General features: G+C 45.5%; 14 protein-coding genes. 12 read left to right on the top strand and 2 right to left on the bottom strand.

What is annotated here, in order from left to right:
• Positions 1-14: 14 nt before the first annotated feature.
• From AC3WT9_RS03570 to AC3WT9_RS03540, 7 genes are all read left to right on the top strand, one after another.
• The gene (locus AC3WT9_RS03570; RefSeq protein WP_492407310.1) at positions 15-2573 is read left to right on the top strand and encodes a glycoside hydrolase family 3 protein; all 2559 of its coding nucleotides are present in this window, start codon (positions 15-17) and stop codon (positions 2571-2573) included.
• A gap of 19 nt (positions 2574-2592) precedes the next feature.
• A complete protein-coding gene (locus AC3WT9_RS03565; RefSeq protein WP_492407309.1) occupies positions 2593-5325 on the top strand; it encodes a family 78 glycoside hydrolase catalytic domain in 2733 nt (910 codons plus the stop codon).
• On the top strand, positions 5315-6487 hold the full coding sequence (locus tag AC3WT9_RS03560; protein WP_492407308.1) for a serine hydrolase domain-containing protein: 1173 nt from the start codon (positions 5315-5317) through the stop codon (positions 6485-6487). The genes AC3WT9_RS03565 and AC3WT9_RS03560 overlap by 11 nt, the downstream gene beginning before the upstream one ends.
• A gap of 133 nt (positions 6488-6620) precedes the next feature.
• Positions 6621-8075, top strand: coding sequence for an alpha/beta hydrolase (locus AC3WT9_RS03555; protein WP_492407307.1), 1455 nt, complete (start codon positions 6621-6623; stop codon positions 8073-8075).
• A 26-nt stretch (positions 8076-8101) separates the two neighbouring features.
• A complete protein-coding gene (locus AC3WT9_RS03550; protein ID WP_492407306.1) occupies positions 8102-8776 on the top strand; it encodes a response regulator transcription factor in 675 nt (224 codons plus the stop codon).
• A gap of 35 nt (positions 8777-8811) precedes the next feature.
• Positions 8812-9804 carry a HAMP domain-containing sensor histidine kinase gene (locus AC3WT9_RS03545; RefSeq protein ID WP_492407305.1) on the top strand — a complete coding sequence of 331 codons (993 nt, stop codon included), beginning with the start codon at positions 8812-8814 and terminating at the stop codon, positions 9802-9804.
• A gap of 173 nt (positions 9805-9977) precedes the next feature.
• The gene (locus tag AC3WT9_RS03540) at positions 9978-12539 is read left to right on the top strand and encodes an alpha/beta hydrolase (RefSeq protein ID WP_492407304.1); all 2562 of its coding nucleotides are present in this window, start codon (positions 9978-9980) and stop codon (positions 12537-12539) included.
• A gap of 85 nt (positions 12540-12624) precedes the next feature.
• Here the strand turns inward: AC3WT9_RS03540 and AC3WT9_RS03535 are convergent, their stop codons facing one another.
• Positions 12625-13125 carry a TetR/AcrR family transcriptional regulator gene (locus AC3WT9_RS03535; protein WP_492407303.1) on the bottom strand — a complete coding sequence of 167 codons (501 nt, stop codon included), beginning with the start codon at positions 13123-13125 and terminating at the stop codon, positions 12625-12627.
• 227 nt (positions 13126-13352) lie between these two features.
• Here AC3WT9_RS03535 and AC3WT9_RS03530 point away from each other — a divergent pair, with 227 nt between their 5' ends.
• Genes AC3WT9_RS03530 through AC3WT9_RS03515 form a run of 4 tightly spaced genes read left to right on the top strand, consistent with a single transcriptional unit; the run spans position 13353 to position 17122 of the window.
• A complete protein-coding gene (locus tag AC3WT9_RS03530; RefSeq protein ID WP_492407302.1) occupies positions 13353-14009 on the top strand; it encodes a hypothetical protein in 657 nt (218 codons plus the stop codon).
• A 42-nt stretch (positions 14010-14051) separates the two neighbouring features.
• Positions 14052-15092, top strand: a complete 1041-nt coding sequence (locus tag AC3WT9_RS03525; RefSeq protein ID WP_492407301.1) for a TIM barrel protein — start codon at positions 14052-14054, stop codon at positions 15090-15092.
• Between the two features lie 22 nt (positions 15093-15114).
• Positions 15115-16245, top strand: coding sequence for a carbohydrate kinase family protein (locus AC3WT9_RS03520; protein ID WP_492407300.1), 1131 nt, complete (start codon positions 15115-15117; stop codon positions 16243-16245).
• A 19-nt stretch (positions 16246-16264) separates the two neighbouring features.
• Complete coding sequence (locus AC3WT9_RS03515; protein WP_492407299.1) at positions 16265-17122, top strand: class II fructose-bisphosphate aldolase; 858 nt, start codon at positions 16265-16267, stop codon at positions 17120-17122.
• Between the two features lie 51 nt (positions 17123-17173).
• Here AC3WT9_RS03515 and AC3WT9_RS03510 read toward each other — a convergent pair whose 3' ends face one another.
• Positions 17174-18145: an AraC family transcriptional regulator gene (locus AC3WT9_RS03510; RefSeq protein ID WP_492407298.1), complete on the bottom strand. Its 972-nt coding sequence runs from the start codon at positions 18143-18145 to the stop codon at positions 17174-17176.
• A gap of 344 nt (positions 18146-18489) precedes the next feature.
• Between AC3WT9_RS03510 and AC3WT9_RS03505 the strand changes: the two genes are divergently transcribed.
• Positions 18490-20961 (top strand): glycoside hydrolase family 3 protein, encoded by a 2472-nt coding sequence (locus AC3WT9_RS03505; protein WP_492407297.1) that lies wholly within the window; start codon positions 18490-18492, stop codon positions 20959-20961.
• The last annotated feature ends 133 nt before the right edge of the window (positions 20962-21094 follow it).

The raw sequence follows: 21094 nt of genomic DNA, 5'->3' as shown, positions 1-21094 counted from the left end.
ATAGGAGAATTCAAATGGCTAAATTCTATGCTTCTACATCGGCAGAAATCAGTGAGAGGGAACAGAGTCATATGGACACCGTCCGAAAACTTGCGGCAGAATGTATGGTTCTGTTGGATAATGACGGCACGCTGCCGCTGCAAGGCCCGCCGCAAAGGATCGCCCTTTACGGAAACGGGGCTAGACATACAGTCAAAGGAGGCACCGGATCGGGGGATGTCAATTCCCGTAAAATCATTAATATAGAACAAGGCTTTGAAGCGGCCGGCTTTAAGGTATCTACAAAAAGCTGGCTGAACGAGTATGAGCAGAGGGTGAAGGATGCCAAAAAGAAGTATTCCGATAAGCTGGAGGCTGTGAAAAGCGAGCAAGGAGAAAGCGCAAGCGTGCTTTACTACTTGGGAAATCCGTTTAAGGAACCTCTTGTGCAGCCCATCACGACTGAAGACGTTCGAGAATCGGATACAGATACGGCAATCTATGTTTTGGCTCGGAATTCTGGCGAAGGCAAGGATAGAACCTGCACCGAAGGTGATTATCAGCTGGCTGCAGATGAACTGGCAGCTATCCGATTCCTTGCCGAAGCTTATACCCGTTGTGTTGTATTGTTGAACATTGGCGGGGTCGTCGATACCACAGAACTAAGAAAGATTCAGGGCATTAACGCCATTCTTCTGATAGGCCAGTCCGGTAATGTCGCTGGCTATGCAGTAACGGACGCTCTGCTCGGAAAAACAGTCCCATCCGGCAAATTGACGGATACGTGGGCTGCCAGTTATTCGGATTATCCGTCCGCAGATACCTTTAGCCACATGAACGGGAATTTGGACGATGAGTATTATTCGGAAGGTATTTATGTCGGTTACCGTTATTTTGATACGATGAATATTACGCCTAGTTATTGCTTCGGCTATGGGAAATCGTATACAGCATTCACAATAGAAACCTTGAAAGTTACAGCAGACGGGGAGACTATATCAGTTACCGCCGAAGTAGAGAACATTGGAAAGCTTCATTCAGGCAGAGAGGTTCTCCAGGTGTATACCTCTGCACCTGCAGGTACCTTGGAGAAGCCTTACCAGGAATTATCGGCATTTGCCAAGACCAGACTTCTGGCTCCAGGTGAAAATGAAGTACTGCACCTTTCTTTTCCGGTACGTGCGATGGCATCATATAGTGAACCGGAAGCAGCATGGGTGCTAGAAGCAGGAAATTATTATGTACGGGTAGGAAATCACTCCAGAAACACCAAAGTCGAAGCGTCAGTCTCACTGGCGGAAACAGTGAAGACGGTGCAGCTGAAAAACCTGTTCCGGGACAGCGAAGAACTTAAGGAGATGGCGCTAAGGGATGCCGCGCCTTACTCGTATGATTCCGAAGCAGCTGAAAAGGAACAAGCCAGAATCATTATTTTGGACCCGGGGCAAATCCGGTGTGAAACCGCCGAATATCAAAGTCAAAGGCCTCTATTCCGTGACAAGCACCCAAATGTGAAAATTACGATAGAGGATGTAAAAAATCGAAAATATACCTTAGAAGAGCTCACAGCACAGCTTACCGTTCAGGAGATGGCTGGTCTTTGCGTTGGAACTTCAAGAGGGCAGGCTGCGGTTGTCGGAAATGCGGCACAATGTGTGCCTGGAGCAGGCGGTGAGTCGGCTGCACTCGAAGACAGGGGCATTAAGAATATGGTGTTGGCAGACGGGCCGGCAGGACTGCGTCTAACACCACATTTCCGGACTACAATCGAGGGTGAATTATTACCTGGCGGAGAGATGTTTGGCGATCAGATGAACACGCTTTCCGCAGAAACGCCTGAAGGAGCCGTGGATTATTATCAATATTGTACAGCCGTTCCGATTGCGACTACGCTAGCGCAATCATGGGATATGGAGGTTCTGAAAACGGTCGGAGGTATCGTCGGCAGGGAGATGGAGGAGTTTCAGGTTCATCTATGGCTGGCGCCAGGCATGAACATCCACCGCAACCCGCTGTGCGGGCGGAACTTTGAGTACTACTCCGAAGACCCGCTGCTTACTGGAACCTGCGCGGCTGCTGAGACGAGAGGTGTTCAAAGCTATCCGGGACGCGGCACCACCTTGAAGCATTATGCCGCCAACAATCATGAAGATAACCGTATGTTCACTAACGTGCATGTTAGCGAACGGGCATTGCGAGAAATTTACCTCAAGGGTTTTGAAATTGCCGTTAAGGAATCCGGACCGTTAGCCATCATGACTTCTTATAATTTGCTGAACGGTACCCATACAGCAAATCATACAGAATTGATCCAATCTGTCGCCAGGGATGAATGGGGTTTCGACGGTTTGGTTATGAGCGACTGGTACACTTCCATTGATTTAACAGGTGAAACGCATAAATACCCTATATCATCAAGCCCGCTTTGCATCAAAGCAGGAAATGACCTTCAGATGCCTGGTTCCCTGCAAAACATTGACGATATTGTCGCGGCAATTGTTCTGGAAGAAAAGAATGGAGATGAAGGGCTTACTGTGGCCGACCTTCAATTTTGCACGCTCAATCTATTAAAAGTGTATTTGCAAATTCCATGATTCACCGAAAGGAACCGGAATGATGAGAGACGAAAGCTATACCTTGCAAGTTATGGACTTACGCTGCGAGAATTTGGTTAACCCAATCGGAATCTCATGCTGCTCCCCTTATGTAAGCTGGAAACTGAACGGGAACATGACGAATGTAAGGCAAACAGCCTATAGAATTCAAGTGGCAATGGAAGTCTCCGGCTTCACTAATGATCGGCTTCTTATAACTCGGGAAGAGCAAAGTGCTGCCTCCTATGCAGTTCCGCTTCTCCTGAATGAGATTCAGGAGAAGACCGTCTATTATTGGCGCGTGCAGGTATGTGTGGATACTGAGCAGGAACGGGGCCTGTGGCTTCCCTGGAGCACAGCTGCCAGCTTTGAAACAGGGCTTAAGGACAAGCGTTCCTGGAAAGCCAGATGGATTGAGGCTGACGAAAACTTCTATAACATGGCGGACGTGGAATGCAAAAAGTACTGGAAGCAAAAGCCGTACGGGGATAAAGGCTGGCTAAACGAAAGAGATCAAGGATTACGAAAGTCTCCTTACCTCAGGAAGGAGTTTACGCTCCAAGCGGGTATCCGGAAAGCAAGGTTGTACATTACCGCCCGCGGTTTCTACGAATTGAATCTCAACGGTCGCAAATCCGGTCCATGCGCCTTAGCACCGGATTTCACGGCGTATGACAAATGCATCTATTATCAGACCTTTGATATAACGGAGGATGTGCAGAAAGGCAGTAACCGTGTGGAGGTCACTCTAGCCGACGGCTGGTATGTCGGCCACGCGCAGGGAATACCGGGGAATAATCATCTGTACGGAGAACGACCGTCCTTGCTGATGCAGGCCGAGATTGAATATGAAGACGGAACCACGGAGATCGTCGTCAGCGACAGCAGTTTTGAGGCACACACTGGCCCGCTGCAGTATGCCGACCTGTTAATGGGCGAGGTATATGACCTTCATGCCGGACAAGGACAAATCTATGGAACTGTAGAGAGAGATTACAGTCTGTCGGTGCTGATGCCGCAAAAGGGAAAATTAATTGTGGCGACGGAGGTGCTTTCTGCCACTAAGATCTTCCGAGATACTGAAGGAAGCCTGATCGTCGACTTCGGACAAGTTATAGCGGGAAGAGAAAGGCTGGTGCTTACAGGAAGAACGGATAGTACGGTAACCATAGAGCATAGCGAAGAGCTTGATCATACTGGTAACTTTTATGACGTAATGCCGACTTTTCCCTTCCATGATCAGAAAAATGTGATCAATTTTGCCAAAGCAGCAACGATTACTTATGAGCCGCAGTTTACCTTTCAGGGCTTCCGTTACCTGCGCATCTCAGGACTCGATTACGAGCTTCAGCCGGAGGAGTGCCAGGCTATTGTCATCGGTACCAGCATGCCAGTAACGGGAAGCTTTATATGCTCTAATCCCGAGCTGAACCAACTGATGAAGAATATTCTATGGAGCCAGAAGGGAAATATGCTATCCATTCCTACGGATTGTCCCCAGCGGGAACGGGCCGGCTTTACCGGAGATGCCCAGATTTTCGGCAAGGCTGCGGCTTACAATATGGATGTAGCCGGATTCTTCTCCAGATGGCTTGAACAGTGCAGACTGGAGCAGCTGGAAAGAGGCCAGCTTCCTATCGTTGTTCCGTACAACAAAGCCTATAGCGAAATTGAACCCAATCCTGGGTGGACCTCGGCCGGTTGGGGAGATATGATCGTGTTCTTGCCCTGGGATATGTATAAGGCATACGGAGATATCCGTTTTCTAAAAGAGAATTACGCCGCTATGCTGAAATGGATGGATTATGCAGAAGAGTGTGCCCGGGAAACGATGCCCGAGAAATACTATATGGATTTCGAGAACCGGCACCGCCACAAGTATTTGTGGAACACAGGCCATCATTGGGGCGACTGGCAAGTGCCGGGGATTGATGCCTTCAAAGGGGTGGAGCTGACTAAAGAAATCACCGCCTCGCTTTTCTACTATAGAGCCGCGAAAACAATGATGCTGGTCTCTGAGGAGCTAGGTATAGTAGACAAATTTGAGTATTACCAAGCGTTAAGCGCCCGTATTCATCAAGCCTTCCATGAGGAATACCTCTCTGACGGGAAATTAGCTTGCTGGGAATGGCAGGGGGCTTATGTTATGGCCATTGCCTTTGGTATGGTCGAAGGTGAACAAAAGGATGCATTTGCAAAGCGGCTGAATGAACTGGTGGTGGAGCAAGAGTATCATTTGCAGACCGGGTTCCTGTCCACTCCGTTCCTGCTGGAGACCTTATGGAACTGCGGATACGTAGAAACAGCTTACCGGGTGCTTTATAATGACTCACCTCCTTCCTGGCTATATCAAGTCAAAAAGGGAGCAACAACCATTTGGGAAGAGTGGGAAGGTATAGATCAGGACGGATATGTGAAAGGGTCCAGCTTTAATCATTATGCGTTCGGGTGTGTCAGTGATTTTATCTACGAAAAGATTGGCGGAATAAACACCCTGGAGCCGGGATTCCGGAGAATTCTGATCCGGCCTGAGGCCGCGGAAGGGCTGGAATATGCAGAGACGACGCTCGAAACGATCTACGGAGAACTTTATGTCAAATGGATCATTTCAGGTGATGAGATTCAGTACAAGCTCAAGATTCCGCATAATACTGAAGCCGTGATAGACGGGGAGCAAGGGCAGCTGCAACTGGGCAGCGGGGTGCATGAATTTACGTTGAAACTGAAGGGAGTGATTGATTATGGGCGATAATCATTTAATCGATCATCAAATGAAAGAGTATATTCGCAACAATGAAATAGCCGGTGCCACACTGATAGTCCGGAAGAACAAAACGATTATCTATCAGAATAAATGGGGATATGCGAATATCGAACGTGAAATCCCTGTAGAATTTAACACCATCTTCCGGATGGCTTCCTTGACCAAGGTTATTACGGCAGTGGCTGTACTGATGCTTGTTGAGCAAGGAAAGATTCTGCTGGACGACGAGGCTGCAAAGTCTATCCCTGAGCTGGGTGAACTGATGGTCTGTAAAACCGAATTTGGGCTGGAAAGCCTCTACAATCCGGCTAGTGTAGATTTATCCGCCGTTAAGCTTGAACCTGCACGAAGAAATGTGACGGTTCGTGACTTGCTGACTCACTCCAGCGGGCTCGGTATGGGGGTTGCAGGCTTGCTTCTATCTTCAGGACTCAGCGGTCCTGAAGATACTTTGGAGTCGCGTTTTCATAAATTTATAGATTTCCCAGCTGATTTTGAACCGGGGGAACAGACCGGATATTCGGGTATCATCGGGTTTGATGCACTGGGAAGAATCATTGAAGTGGCTAGCGGCAGAGGCTTCGCCGATTTTCTGCAGGAGCACTTATTCGATCCTCTGGAGATGAAGGATACAGTCTTTCATCTAAACGGGCAACAGCAAGCGCGCCTTGCCATATTGTATAAATCGGAAAATGGAACCATTGATAGAGCTCCGGAGATTGAAGATGTAGACGAATTGGTTAAAGGCGGACCAGATTACTATTCAGCTGCTGGCGGCTTATATAGTACGGCAATAGATTTTGACCATTTTGCTCAGATGCTCTTGCAGGAAGGGGAATATAACGGAGCAAGAATTCTGAAACCGGAAACGATCAGACTTTTGCATCAGGAACGCGCCTATAAGCACCTGGAATTTGTACCGGGCCTTGTCTGGGGACTGGGCGTGCTGGTCAGGGAAGATCCGGAACGCGCAAACTCCTCGCTGACAAAGGGCTCTTACGGATGGAGCGGACATTTCGGAACGCATCTGGTGATAGACCCTGTAAAGAAAGTAGAAGTTGTATTAATGCTGAACCGCTCAAATATCGGTGGAGCAGGCTCTTATGTTTCCAAAAAAATTGAAGATTTGGTGTACAAGGATTTAAAGTAATATTATGAAACCGAATGAAACCTTTGTTCATCCTCGGATGGTGCAAGGGTTTCTTTTTAATTGCATTACAGATTGAAGAACTGTTGAAGTTTAGTTGAGGTAAATAAGCTACGATGTAATCAATAAAAGGAAAGTGAGGCGAACGGTCATCCGCTTAAAACCTAAATCACCGGGCAATCCAGGAATGAAGGTAACCGCTTTTTACAGCCGTAGAACCATCTATACATTAAGCGTATTGATTTGGCTCACCAGCATAGCTAGTTTATATTTAGTAAGTGTATTTACAATGACAGTGGTCCTTCTGGCCGTGGAGATGGCTGCATATGCATTTTTGGCCTATAAGGATAACAATACGTTCATCTGGCTCAAAAGGCCCCGCATCTCTGCAGCATTTGCCGGCTTTATACTGGGCGTTGTTTGGGTCATCACACACACGTATGTTCTATTGATTGTGCTCCAGGCAGTCGGACTGGCAATCGGTGTATTTGATTTCATGCTAAGGTTTTTTCGTGGGCTTCCACGCTGGAAAAACAGGGAGTTAATGAAGCAACTGATCGCCATTATTCAGATAGCAGTAGTTCTTGCAGGTACTTTCGCAGGTTTGTGGTTGATAAAAATAGCAGTCAATCCCGAAGACTATGTTCTAGGCCTGCGCAGAGACGGGTCCGGAAATTCATTTGAGGCACCTTCAAGCCAAACTGTAGTCTGGGAGGAGAATTATTATTACACCAATGATGTTAGCTATGATAGTAAATATCCAAATGGGTTCTTTGATATTTACAGCTCGGAGCAGAATTTCTCTGTACAGCGCCCGGTGTTTATTTATGCCCATGGCGGCGGGTTTATCTTCGGAGACAAATTTACCGGCGACCCGAATGTGGCGCAATTCACGGGTTTCAAGAAGATGGCCAAGACCATGCTGGATGCCGGCTATACAGTTATCTCTTATAACTACGCCTTGGCACCGGAGTACAAATATCCTACACCGATGTTGCAAATGAGCGAGCTGATTCAATTCCTACAGAAACATAGTACAGAGTATGGCGTGGATATGCATCAGGTTGTGCTGGGAGGAGGCAGTGCTGGTGCTCAAATGAGCGGTCAATTCTCTATCATTCAAACAAACCCTGAATATGCCAAGGAGATGGGAATTGAGCCGGTAATCAGCAGAGATAATATTAAGGCAGTATACTTTGGTTCTGCTTTGTTTGATCCTACTAGAGCAGGTCATTCCGGAGTTTTCCCTATTGACCATATGTACTATCAATTGCTAAGGGGATACTTTAATGCCGGCAGTTTGGAAGATAATAAGGGAGCTAATCAGGCAAATGTGATTGCCCACGTGACCAGGGATTTTCCGCCCGCTTATATCACTGATGGTTTTATCGCTTCTTTCCCGTATCAGGCGCATGAATTGGATGATAAGCTGAATGACCTTGGGGTTAATCACCGTTCCTTAATTTATGATTGGGGATCAACTGATAGTATACTTATGCACGGTTACGATGTGCTGGACAACAAAGAGGCTGAAGTTAATCTAAGAAATTTTCTGGATTTCTTAAATGAGCGTGTAGATTATACAAAATAAATTTGTGAAGTTGAGGTGATCCCGCCATGTTCCGGATTCTGGTGGTGGAAGATGATACCGAGCTCCGTCATCTCTTCAGGAGGGTTTTAGAGAGGGATGGATATGTAACGCTTGAAGCAGCTGATGGCGAACAGGCTCTGGAACTGCTTAGCCGGGAGAGCATCGATTTAATGATTTCGGACATCATGATGCCTAATGTAGATGGCTATGAGCTGGTTGCATCCTTGCGGGAAGCGGGATATTTCCTCCCTGTACTGATGATTACTGCAGCGAATTCCTTTACCCATATGAAAAAAGGCTATTCGTCGGGAACAGATGATTATATGGTCAAGCCTGTGAATGTAGATGAAATGCTGCTGCGAGTTCAGGCACTGCTCCGGCGGGCCCAACTAATCAGTGCAAGAAAGCAGATGATTGGCGGAACGGAGCTGAATTACGACACAATGACAGTCAAGTATGATCATAACAGTATTTCTCTTCCACAGAAGGAGTTTCAACTGTTGTACAAATTAATTTCTCATACAGGACACATCTTCACACGCCAGCAAATTATGGATGACATTTGGGGCATTGATTCTAATGCAGACCCGCATACTGTGGAGGTTCATATCGGAAGACTACGGGAGCGGTTCAGGGAGAATAATGATTTTGCAATTGTGACGATTAGAGGAGTAGGGTACAAGGCGGTGGAACAAGAATGAAAACCAAGCTAACCTGGTCTATGAAGGTTTATTTTATGATTACGGTGTTTCTATCTATAATTGTTACCTTGTTTGCATTTCAGTTATTGCAGCTGATAATGATTAAGTTTGAAGTGAACAACCTTGAGCAAATCCCTCCAACCCTACAGATTATCGTATACTGTGCTTGTTCCGGAGGTCTGATAGCTTTGATCTTCAATAGAAGTATTATAAGCCCGCTTCAAAAAATCAGTGCAGCTGCGCAAAAGGTTGCCGGGGGTGATTTTACCGTGCGAGCAGATGTAAATACTCAATTAAATGAACTGGATCATTTATCTAAGAACTTTAATATTATGGTCGTTGAATTGGGGGCCACAGAAACCTTCCGGAATGACTTTATCTCCAATGTATCACATGAATTTAAAACCCCTCTTAACGCCATAGAAGGTTACACTACCCTTCTCCAGGATGATGCGTTAACTGAAGAAGAGAGAACGGAATATAAGGATATTATTATTTTCAACACAAGACGCTTATCCGGTCTGGTTGAGAACATTCTCATGCTGGCCAAGCTGGACAATCAGCACATCCCACTAACTCAAAATCACTTCAGGCTGGACGAACAGATCCGGCATGCCATTGTATTGCTGGAGGACAAATGGGGGAAGAAGGACATCGAGCTTGACGTTGAAATGGAGGACATCGTCTTTGACGGGCCGGAATCATTGATTTCACATCTATGGATTAACTTGATTGACAATGCCATTAAATATACCCATAACAAAGGGAAAATATTAATCAGGCTAACTAGTAGAAACCAGAATGTGGAGTTTAGTATTGAAGATAACGGTATTGGTATGTCTAATGAGGTGACGGAGCGTATCTTCGATAAATTTTATCAGGGAGACACTTCTCATCAAGGTGAAGGCAATGGACTGGGACTGGCTCTGGTTAAACAGATCATCGATCTGTGCGGGGGCAGGATTGCTGTGAATAGTACAGTAAGCAAAGGTTCGAAATTTACTGTAACATTGCCTCTCGCTTACTAAGTGCAAGTCCGGATAAGAATTAGATGGTGTGTTTTTTATGAGGAAAGTCGGCTAACCGATACTACAAAGTCGGTAAAGCGATGGCTGTCTGCTTACGGATTTAATAGGATAAAATCAGCGGCATTTGCTCTAAGTGAGTTGTGAATTCTAATCATCTATAAGGAGGTTCCTCTATGCGCATTACGGAAGAAACAACACTGGAAGCCATTTATACAAACGATTCTCTGCAGGAAGTCAAAGCCTATTTAATGGGAAATGCGGAAAGCTTTTTTCATGAAATTGGTACGCTGACCCTTAAAGAACTGAATGAAAAATCGCCCACCTGGTCTGCTAAAGATATGGCATATGGAATAAACCGGCTGGTGGAAATTGCCGAAGGCAAGGAGAATTTTCTTTATCAGGTATATTCCAGGGAAGAGATCGAGGTCGAACCGGATAAGAAAGAGGTTCATTTGTTTCATTTTCCGGGGAGTCAGGAAGGAAAGTTTGCCATTCTTCTCGCAGGCGGAGCCTACAATTGCGTGTGTTCCATGCAGGAGGCCTTTCCGGTTGCAGCGAAACTCAATGAGCTTGGCATTACCGCCTTCTGCCTGAACTATCGGACAGGGCAAACCGGATTGCTGCCGAAGCCAATGGAGGACCTGGCGGCTGCTTACCGTTTCATTCGGGAGCATGCCCAAGACTTTCGTATTCATCCGGCAAGTTATGCCGTGGGCGGTTTCTCTGCAGGCGGACATGTTGCATCCGTCTGGGGGACCGAAGACTCGGGGTACCGAAAGCATGGGCTTCCGGCACCGGAGCTTCTGATGCTGGGATATCCGTACATAACGGCTGTGAATATGAGCTGTACAGTGTCGGAAGATATCCAACATATGTTTCTTCAGGGAATGTTCGGATCTCAATATACGGAAGAAACCATCAATAAGTATAATGTTGACCAGCATATTGATGCCGGTTATCCTCCTGTATATATCGTGCACAGCAAGGACGATGATACCGTTCCCGTCTACGACGCCGAATGTTTCATCCAAGCATTGAACAGAGCAGGCGTGACTTATAAGGCAGAATTGCCCAATAGTGGCGGACATGGCTTTGGTCTTGGATCGACAACACCGGTTGCCGGGTGGATTGAGCGTGCCGCCCAGTACTGGTCGGATTCAAGCGACCAGGCTTGTTTATCCGCAGTATGGATGGATTCCTCCGAATGCATAAAGACAGAAGGGATCGAACAGCTTTGCCGGACAGACTACATTGAACAACAATTGAGAGCGCTTTTTCCCGGTGAGGAGCTGAAAGTAACTTCAGCGAAAATCAATGACACAGGCGTTTATGAGAATCCGCTCGGCAAAGGGCTTCCACCCCAGTTCACAGCCGTATTTACTTCTACAAATCTTCCCGCCTATTGTGACATTCAGATTGAACGCCAAACGCCCGGTAACCATACCGAGCATATTGTAGTATGGTCGCCGCTGGCCTGGAACGGCCGTTTTATAGGGACGGCGGGGGGCGGAAACCAGACTGGGGGATTATTTCATATTGTGCAGACGGATAACACCAACCGGGGCGTGTCTTTACCCAATGCAATATGCAATGGATTTACAGCGGCTACAACGAACGGTGGAAATCAGGCGGGTGATGCTAACTGGGGGCTTGATGTAGATAGTCGTAGATTAGACTGGGAACTGATCCGGAACTGGGAAAGCCGCAGTACACACTGGATGACTTTGATCGGCAAAGCTGTGTCTAAAATTTTGCACGGCAGGGCAGTCGGATATTCCTATATGCAGGGCAGTTCAGGCGGGGGCCGGCAGGCGATAAAGGAAGCCCAGCAATACCCCGATGATTATGATGGTATTTGGGCATCCTGCCCGGCAATCAACTGGTCGAAATTTGTAGTTGGGGGCTTATGGCCAATTGCCGTCATGAATGAACATCACAATGAGCTCACCCCGGATAAATTAGAAGCATTCAGATTAGCGGTTCACAGTAAATGTGGAGGTAGTGAACAATACTACCGTACAATAGAACGTGTAGACTTCGATCCTTTGGAGTTGGTCGGCCAAGAGACGGAAGATGGTCCGATTACAGAGACGGATGCCATTGTTATGAAGGAAATTTGGGAGGGGCCTAAGACAGAGAATGGAGAGCAGTTGTGGTGTTTTTTCCGGCCGGGAGGGTTGTTCTGGAATGTGGCAGGGCTACCGACAACAGCACTCTATTATGTTAAAGATGAAACCGGCACTCCAAAAATGAAAGTATTCCCGCTAGCCATCGCATACGCCCAATGGGTAGCGCGTGATCCAGAGAATGATTTCACTGCGATAACGAAATCTGAATACGCTGTATTGTTTGCCCGCAGCGTCGCAGACTTTCCGGAAGCGGCTACGGATGATGCTGACCTTAGACCTTTTTGGAATGCCGGCGGTAAACTCCTGGTGGACCAAGGGACCGATGATCCATTAATTCCGCCGGATGGTGCGTTAGATTATTACAACCGTGTTGTTCAGCAAATCGGTAGCATCGAAGATACAAGGAAATTCTTCCGGCTGTTCTTTAATCCAGGAGATGGGCACGGAAATTGCTACACCCACGGACCGGGACTAACGAAATCAGAGGGTATGACCGCTTTGATTAATTGGGTAGAGAAGGGAATTGTACCTGAGAAATTACCGGGATTACTGGTTGATCCTCAGACCAAAAAACGAATTCGGAATAGTGAATTGAACTCATATTGATGAGGTAACATAGTCCCTTAAAGCCCGCACCTTGTGCGGGCTTTGTGTTTTAGAATCCAGTTTCTATCCCTACAGCAACTTCAGTTTATGTTAGGTCACGATTTTTCAAAAGGTTTGTCATTTCTTCTGCTGATTCTTGCATCCCTCTGGCAAACCATTCTTCAATCCAACCGAATAATCCATAAGAAAAATAAGCTGCCACATAAGCACCGAAATTTGGATATTCCGGCTTTGGCCCATAGAGCGCTTTTAGCACGTCTTTTAGAAGATAAAACAAATTTCTTTGACTAAGAAGCAGGTAAAATTCCCTCTTATCACTGAAGTGCTCAAACATACTTCCCAGCATGTCTTCTTCAGAGGCATTGATACTCTCTTGGTATTCTTCATGCCAATCACCTATAAGTTTATAGACATATTCTTTTAGAATGTCTTCTTTTTCACTATAGTTTCTGTAGAAGGAAACGCGGCTCACTTGTGCCTGGGAGGTAAGATCACTGACAGAGATAGACCTTAACTCTTTTGTTTTCAACATATCAAGAAGTGAATTTGTAATTTGAAACTTTACAAATGTATTTTTATTCGGCATGTTACATTTTATCCCTTCTGTATCATTATCCATTGGTGTATTGATTTTGATATTACCTAATGATACATTTGCTGCACAAAAAAAGATACATCTGTTGCATTAATTCATTGAATAATGAATGGAGAGTCGAACCTATGTTTTGCAATCGAAAATCTGCTATATGGAATTTGTTAATACTATTAATGTTACCAATAATACTTTCTTCATGTGTAAATGGATCTGCTCATGTGAAGGTTCATCTAAATGGCACTGTTAATTTAAATCTTAGTGTTGCTATTAGCAAAGATACTTTGAAACTATTAGGACAATCTGATGTTCTCCTTAAACTGACAGATACATTAAAAGAGAAGAATATCGATGCTAAAATGATCGAAAATAACGATAGCTTAGAAGTATCAGTCTCAAAAGTTATAGATATTAAAAATATGAGCAGTGAATCAAAGACTAAGGAAGAGGAAATCAAATTTGTAAAGATTGGGGAAACCAATTTTTTATTCACCCGATATGATATATCTGTTGATGCAAATCCAATTCAATTGCTTGCTTCTGAAACAAACTTAAAACTTATGGAAATCCCTGAATTAGCCAAAAATTTTATAGGAAGTCAAATGAAGTTCGATTTACTTTTAACAACTCCCATTGAATTACATAATCATAATGCATCATTAGTTAAGGGAAAAACGCTGATATGGAATATCAATCTATTTGAGTCCAACCATTTACAATTTAGCGTTTTGGTTCCGAATTTCAAAAATATCTCCTTCATCCTGGGAATTGGGTTCTTGATCATTCTTTTTATTATCATTCGAATTCGTTTTAGCAAAACTGTAGGTGAAAAAACGAAAACTAGTGCAAGTTTTGAGTCTGAAGATAAATTACATTAAGGGAGTACTAATAAATTCGTCTTTTATAAGGAGATGCACGAAATGACAATGTTTAAATTTTCTGTTGGCCCTTGGAATGTTCATGATGGAGCAGACACGTACGGACCTGCAACACGGACAGAAATCTCTTTTGAAGAAAAAATTAAAGCTTTTGCTGAAATGGGGTTCAGTGCTATCCAGTTCCATGATGATGATGCTGTACCAAATTTGAATAATTTGACGGAAGAAGAAATTAAAGCTGAAGCCAGAAAGGTTAAATCGCTACTGGACAAATACAATTTGGTTGCCGAATTTGTTGCACCGAGACTGTGGATGGACCCGCATACAGTGGATGGAGGCTTCATGTCCGGTTCTCAAGAAGACAGAGAGTTTGCATTGTGGAGATCCTACCGTTCGATTGATATCGCTAATGAACTTGGCTGTGACAAAATTGTACTGTGGCTTGCCAGAGAAGGAACCCTTTGTGCCGAGAGCAAAAGCCCGGTTACGGCAACCAAACAATTGGTGGATGCGATTAATAAAATGCTGCAATATGATGCGGGCATCAAAGTATTGATTGAACCGAAGCCAAATGAACCAATTGATCGCAGTATTTGTGGAACGATGGGCCACGTCCTTGCAGTATCTGCAGCAACCATTGATCCTGCGCGGGTGGGTGGCTTGCTTGAATCAGCGCATGCAACTTTGGCAGGTCTTGATCCATCCCATGAAATTGGATTTGCTCTGGCAATGAATAAGCTGTGGGGCGTTCACCTTAATGACCAGAATGGATTAAAATTCGATCAAGACAAAAGCTTTGGTGTAGAAAATCTTCGTCAGGCTTTCAATCAGGTTAAAGTGCTCGTTGAAAATAACTTTGGTTCCAATGGGGAATATGTAGGCTTGGATGTTAAAGCCATGAGAACTACGAAAGACCAGGACCGTTACAAGCATCTGGCGAATAGTCTTAACATCGTAAAAGCGTTGGAAGAAAAGGTGAGAAGGTTCGATTATGAGTATCAGGAGCAGTGTGTGAGTAACAGAGATTTTGAAGGTCTGGAAATGTATGTAATGAACCTGCTGATGGGAACCGATCAAAAGTAATTTTCCCCGGGGAGGTGCAGGCATGTCACATAACAAGAAAAAGATAGTAGTAGCAGGACATATTTGCCTGGATATTACTCCGAAATTTCCTGCAGACACCAATCCAAACCTTAGTGAAATTCTGTTACCTGGAAAACTGGTTCATATGCAGGATGCGGACGTTCACACCGGTGGAGTCGTTGCGAATACAGGGCTGGCGCTGAACTTTTTTGGTGCGGATGTCAGTTTGATCGGTAAGATAGGACAAGATGAATTCGGAAGACTGATCCTAAATATTCTGAACAGTCATTTGGACACACAACATATGGTTGTATCAAATGATACAAATACATCGTATACCATTGTATTATCTCCTCCAGGAATGGATCGGATCTTTCTTCATAATCCAGGGGCCAATGATACGTTTACTTTTGAAGATTTGTCCATTGCGGCGATCAAGGAGGCGGATATATTTCATTTTGGTTATCCGCCCTTAATGGAGCGGATGTACGAAAATAATGGTGAACAGTTAATCCGTATATTTAAAACCGTAAAAAGTCTGGGTGTGACCACATCCCTTGATATGGCCGCAGTGGACCCACATTCTCAAGCAGGTTCTGCTGATTGGGAGACGATTCTACGCCATCTACTTCCCTATGTTGATATTTTTGTACCGAGTGTCGAAGAGATTTGCTTCATGGTTGACCGTGAGAGATACCAGGATTGGCAACAGCGGGCGGGAGGAAGAGATATTATCGAAATCTTGTCCATAACCGAGGATGTCAAACCGTTGGCGGATAAGCTGCTGGATATGGGGGCAAAAGTATTATTACTGAAATGCGGAGCCCTAGGATTATATTACCGCGCAGCACGACACGATGTTGTTACCGAATTTTCCATGCCAGATTTGAGAGTTTCCGATTGGGCAGAGTTGGAGAGATTTGAAGAGAGTTATATCCCGGACCAGGTCGTATCGGCAACGGGGGCAGGAGATACGAGCATAGCTGCTTTCCTGTATGCAATGCTGCATGGATACTCCCTCAATCAAAGCCTTCAATTGGCTACAGCGACAGGAGCCTCCTGTGTAACGGCATTTGACCCGCTTAGCGGACTAATGACAGTAGAAGAGTTACAGAAGAAGATAAACGGCGGCTGGAAGAAACAGAAAGTCTGAGATAAAAGGGGTTAGGAAAATGTTGGTTAATATGAATGAGGTTCTGCTGCCTGCGCAAAAGGGAAAGTATGGCGTAGGTATGTTTAATGCCGTGAATCTGGAGATGGCAAGAGGTATCATTGCTGCGGCAGAAAAAGCGAATTCTCCTGTAATTATGGGAACAGCAGAGGTCTTTTTCTCCTACTGTCCTCTGGAGGAAGCTGCCTACTATTTGATTCCAATGGCCAAAAAGGCTAAAGTTCCGGTCGTTATCCATTTGGACCACGGGATGACCGAAGAAGCATGTGCACAGGCATTGGAGCTTGGATTTACGTCCATCATGTATGATTGTTCTCTCGAATCGTATGATGTAAATGTCCGAAAAGTGAAAGAGATGGCTAAATTAGCTCACTCACACGGTGCTACCATTGAAGGAGAATTGGGACATGTAGGTGACAATGAAGGTTCTTATGAAGGTGAACACGGAATGGAAGATCCTTCGGCATTTTATACAGATCCAGGTGTAGCTAAGGATTTTGTGTATCAAACCGGAATAGATGCTCTCGCAATTGCTGTAGGAACCGCTCATGGTGCTTACAAACTTCCACCGAAGCTGGATTTTAACAGAATTGAGACAATCTCAAAATCCACATCAGTTCCGTTGGTCCTACATGGAGGTTCTGGATTGAGCGATGCGGATTTCAAACAAGCTATTGATTCGGGGATTAGCAAGATAAATATATTTACGGATATCAATACAGCTGCTGTTGAAGCTATGTTCAGGCAGTTTACCTCCTTTAATAAAGGAATGATTGATTTAATTCCGGCAACGGTCGAATCCATCAAAGTGAAAGTCCTGGAAAAGATGGAGGTCTTCAGTTCTTACAACAAAGTGTAACGTTAAAGGGCCTATCACTATGACAAATGGAGATGGGCCCTCTTTGATTAACTAAGTGAACAAGGGGTTTGGAACGTCTCTTAGGATGGAAAGATTATCAAGACGCAGCTTACGTAAGATATCAAGTGTGTCATGCTCGGAATAATAGTTTTCGACCGTGTGTAAAGGACTTCTTATCTGGATTGCTTTGCTCTCTTTCGAAAGCCTTTTCTTGTATTCCGCCGGCGTACATCCAACATTATCCAAAAAAGCTTTATTTAGATATCTGTAGTCGGAAAATCCACATTCCAAACAGATATCAAGGAGTTTCATATCTCCGGTCAAAAGCTTCTTTGCATGATTGAATCGAAGATTGTTGATGTAATCCTGAAAGGATTGATTCAAATGTTCTTTGATAAATTGTGAAAGATATGTCATCGAAAGTCCTTCGGATTCTGCAATGTCCGAGAGCCGTATTTTATGCGTATAGTGCTCATCCGCATAATTCAAGATCCGGGTCAACCTGTCAACTTTGAGCATAGTTTTGTTTTTTTCATCGTCACTGATTTCATGGTAAGGAAGTTTGTTTAGAAGGACGCCAAATAACAAATTCAACATGCTCATACAAGAGAACTCGAAGCCTTTTGGCCGTGCAAAGTATTGGTATGCCATTTCAGTAATTAATGATGTTATATATTTGTACGAATCTCCGGTTATATGCTGCTCTAATCTTGCAGAATCAAAGACCAGATTTGAGATTCCCCGAAAATAGCTTTTGCAGAAATTAGGGGAAATCTGCAAACATAATAAGGTTGATTTGCTTTCGGTCCGAATTTCATGCGGCTGGTTGGAATTCAGTAATATGGCAGAACCGGCATCAAGCTCATACACTTGTTGTTTGGATATAATGGCTAGTTTACCTTCCAGTACGAGATTGATCTCCAATTCCCGGTGCAGATGGGATGTACGATAATCCATATCGATCAGGAAGATGTTTAAATATTTGATGCTCGGATGGTCTATAATCTCAAATTCTCTTTTCATGAGCTCCTCTTCTCCTTGCTGGCTGTGCGGATTTCCATCACCGGTTAAATACACGACTTATTGATATAAACTTCTAATAGCATTTTAGCAGAAAAGATAATCCTAACTAACAGAATGATTCCAAATCATTATAACATTTTGATGCTTAAAGCCAGTCTATTCTCAGGCTCAGCCAAAATTAAGAATCAGATATAAATGCTTGAATTCCTCTATATCATCGTCAAAATAAGCACATCTATAATTATAGATGGGTGGAATTCTGATCAAATTTGCATTATGGAGAACGTGTACGACAGAGTGTTAATGAGCAATCAACTTGAAAAACTGAAAGGATGAATAAAAATATGGAATTACAGAGCTACGAAATCAATCATATTGAAAGACTGAGAAAGTTGGCACCTGAGTGTATGGTGCTGCTAAAGTCAGATGGTAGCTTTCCGCTGAAGACACCGGATAAGCTTGCCCTGTATGGCAGCGGCAGCAGACGTACAATAAAAGGAGGCACCGGTTCTGGGGACGTAAATGTCCGAGCATACACTACGGTAGAGCAGGGGCTGGTTAAAGCCGGATTTGACATTACCACGTCGGATTGGTTGGACGCCTACGATGCTGTCTGGGCAGAAGAATACAAGACGTTTCGAGCGGGCCTCAAAGCGAAAATAGAGGCGGAGGGAATGAGCGGGCTGTTGGAGACTCTTGGCGTGGCCATGCCAGAGCCGGAATATAGCATTCCCCTGGAGGGCGATGGAGATACGGCAGTCTATATCCTCGCCAGAAACAGCGGAGAAGGGGCGGACCGTCAGCCGAAAATGGGAGACCTGAAGCTCAGTGCCGCAGAGATTCGGGACATTCTCCAGCTGGCAGAGCAATATCCTAAGTTTCTGCTGGTCTTAAATGTGGGCGGTGTGGTCGATTTGTCGCCAGTCATGGAGCAGGTGAAGAATATCCTGATTTTGTCGCAGCTTGGCATGTCGGTGGGCGACTCCTTAGCTGATGTGCTGCTGGGGAAGGCCTACCCCTCTGGTAAACTGGCTTCTACTTGGGCGGCCTGGGAGGATTACTGCACGGTAGGAGATTTCGGGGAGTTTGATGATACCCGGTACCGCGAAGGAATCTATGTAGGCTATCGATATTTTGATACAGTGGGAAAACAACCTCTGTTTCCTTTTGGATTTGGGCTAAGTTATACCACCTTTTCTTTAGAAGCGGGAAATCCGACGTTGCAAGGTACCCAAGTGACAGTGCCCGTGACCGTAACAAACACGGGAGCGAACCGGGGGAAAGAGGTGGTGCAGTTGTATGTTTCTGTGCCGGACGGGAAACTGGACCAGCCATATCAGGTACTGGCAGCCTTCGGTAAGACAAGGGAGTTGGCTCCGGGAGATACGGAAAACATGGACCTCTGCTTTGAGATGGAAAGTCTGGTATCTTACGATGCGGAGAACAGTTGCCGGATTCTGGAGGAGGGAGATTACATCCTTCGCTTAGGTAACAGCAGCCGCAACACAGATGTGGCAGGCAGAGTATATCTGAAGGAGACGGTTGAGGTAGAGCGGGTCAGCCATGTGGGCGGCACTCCCGATTTTCAGGACTGGAAGCCGGAAGGGGCTAAGAGAGGTCTGGGGAGCTTAGGAATTTCGGGAGAACGGATAGCGCTTCACCTTTCCGCTTCCGCTTTTAATCCAATAACCTATACCGAACCGAAGGTGGATAAAGAAGCTGTGGCGTTGGCAAAGACTCTGACGGATAGTGAGCTTGCCTATCTGTGTACCGGTGTTTTTGTGGACGATGAGACCAAGCACCTCATCGGCAATGCTGGTGTAACGGTGGCCGGGGCAGTAGGGGAAACCACTACCATGCTACGTGATAAGGGGATTCCCAATCTGGTGATGTCGGACGGTCCTGCGGGGCTGCGGCTGAGTCGGCAATACGGTTTGGATGAGCAGGGAGCGTACCCTCTGGAAGCAGAGGAACAGGAAGCCTTCAAGGAGCTTCTGCCGGAAGCACTGCTGAATATTCTGCTGGGCATTTACCCCGCTGCTGCAGGCCAGAATCGCAATGGCGAAATCCGCGAGCAGAACTGTACGGCCATTCCCGTGGGTACGGCCCTTGCCCAAAGCTGGAATCCCGAGCTTTGCCAGGAATGCGGCGACATTGTGGGGGAGGAGATGAAGCAGTTTGGTGTGCATCTGTGGCTGGCACCGGCGATGAACATCCATCGCAATCCACTCTGTGGCAGGAACTTTGAGTATTTCTCGGAGGATCCTCTTATTAGCGGCAAAATGGCTGTTGGTATCATCTTGGGAGCCCAGAAGCATCCGGGCCGCGGTGCTACAGTCAAGCATTTTGTCTGCAACAATCAGGAGACCAACCGCTTCAATTCTAATAGCGCAGTCAGCGAACGGGCATTGCGAGACATTTATTTGCGGGGCTTTGAAATTGCCATCAAGGAAGCAGCGCCACTGGCGGTGATGAGCTCTTACAATTTGCTTAACGGAGAGCATACTTCCCAGCGGCATGATTTGATGGAGATAGTGCTTAGGGAAGAATGGGGGTTTGAAGGTATCGTCATGTCGGACTGGGTGCCCGCCGGCAAGGCGTCGGAAGAAGGACAAAAACATCCTAGAGCCTGCGCCTCTGGCACTATAGCGGCGGGCAATGACATCATGATGCCTGGCGGCCGGAAACACCATGAAGATTTGATAAATGCTTTGAACAATGAGGCGGCGGCTTATCCACTGACGCGCGCAAATCTGGAAAAGTGTGCTGCACGGATGATAGCTATGGCCTGGAAACTGGCCGGAAAACAAGATTAAATACTATAATTGAAGTAAATAAAATCAGTCAGGCTCCCGAGCGAACGTTTACGTTCCAGGGAGCCTTTTACAGTAAGAAGCACCTAATCGAATAAGAAAACAATACTCATGTTTAGATTGCTCTATATAGTTA

This window comes from Paenibacillus sp. EB106-06-01-XG199 (assembly GCF_058791575.1).
The sequence above is the reverse complement of the archived record's forward strand: the minus strand, read 5'-3'. Positions and strand labels throughout refer to the sequence as shown.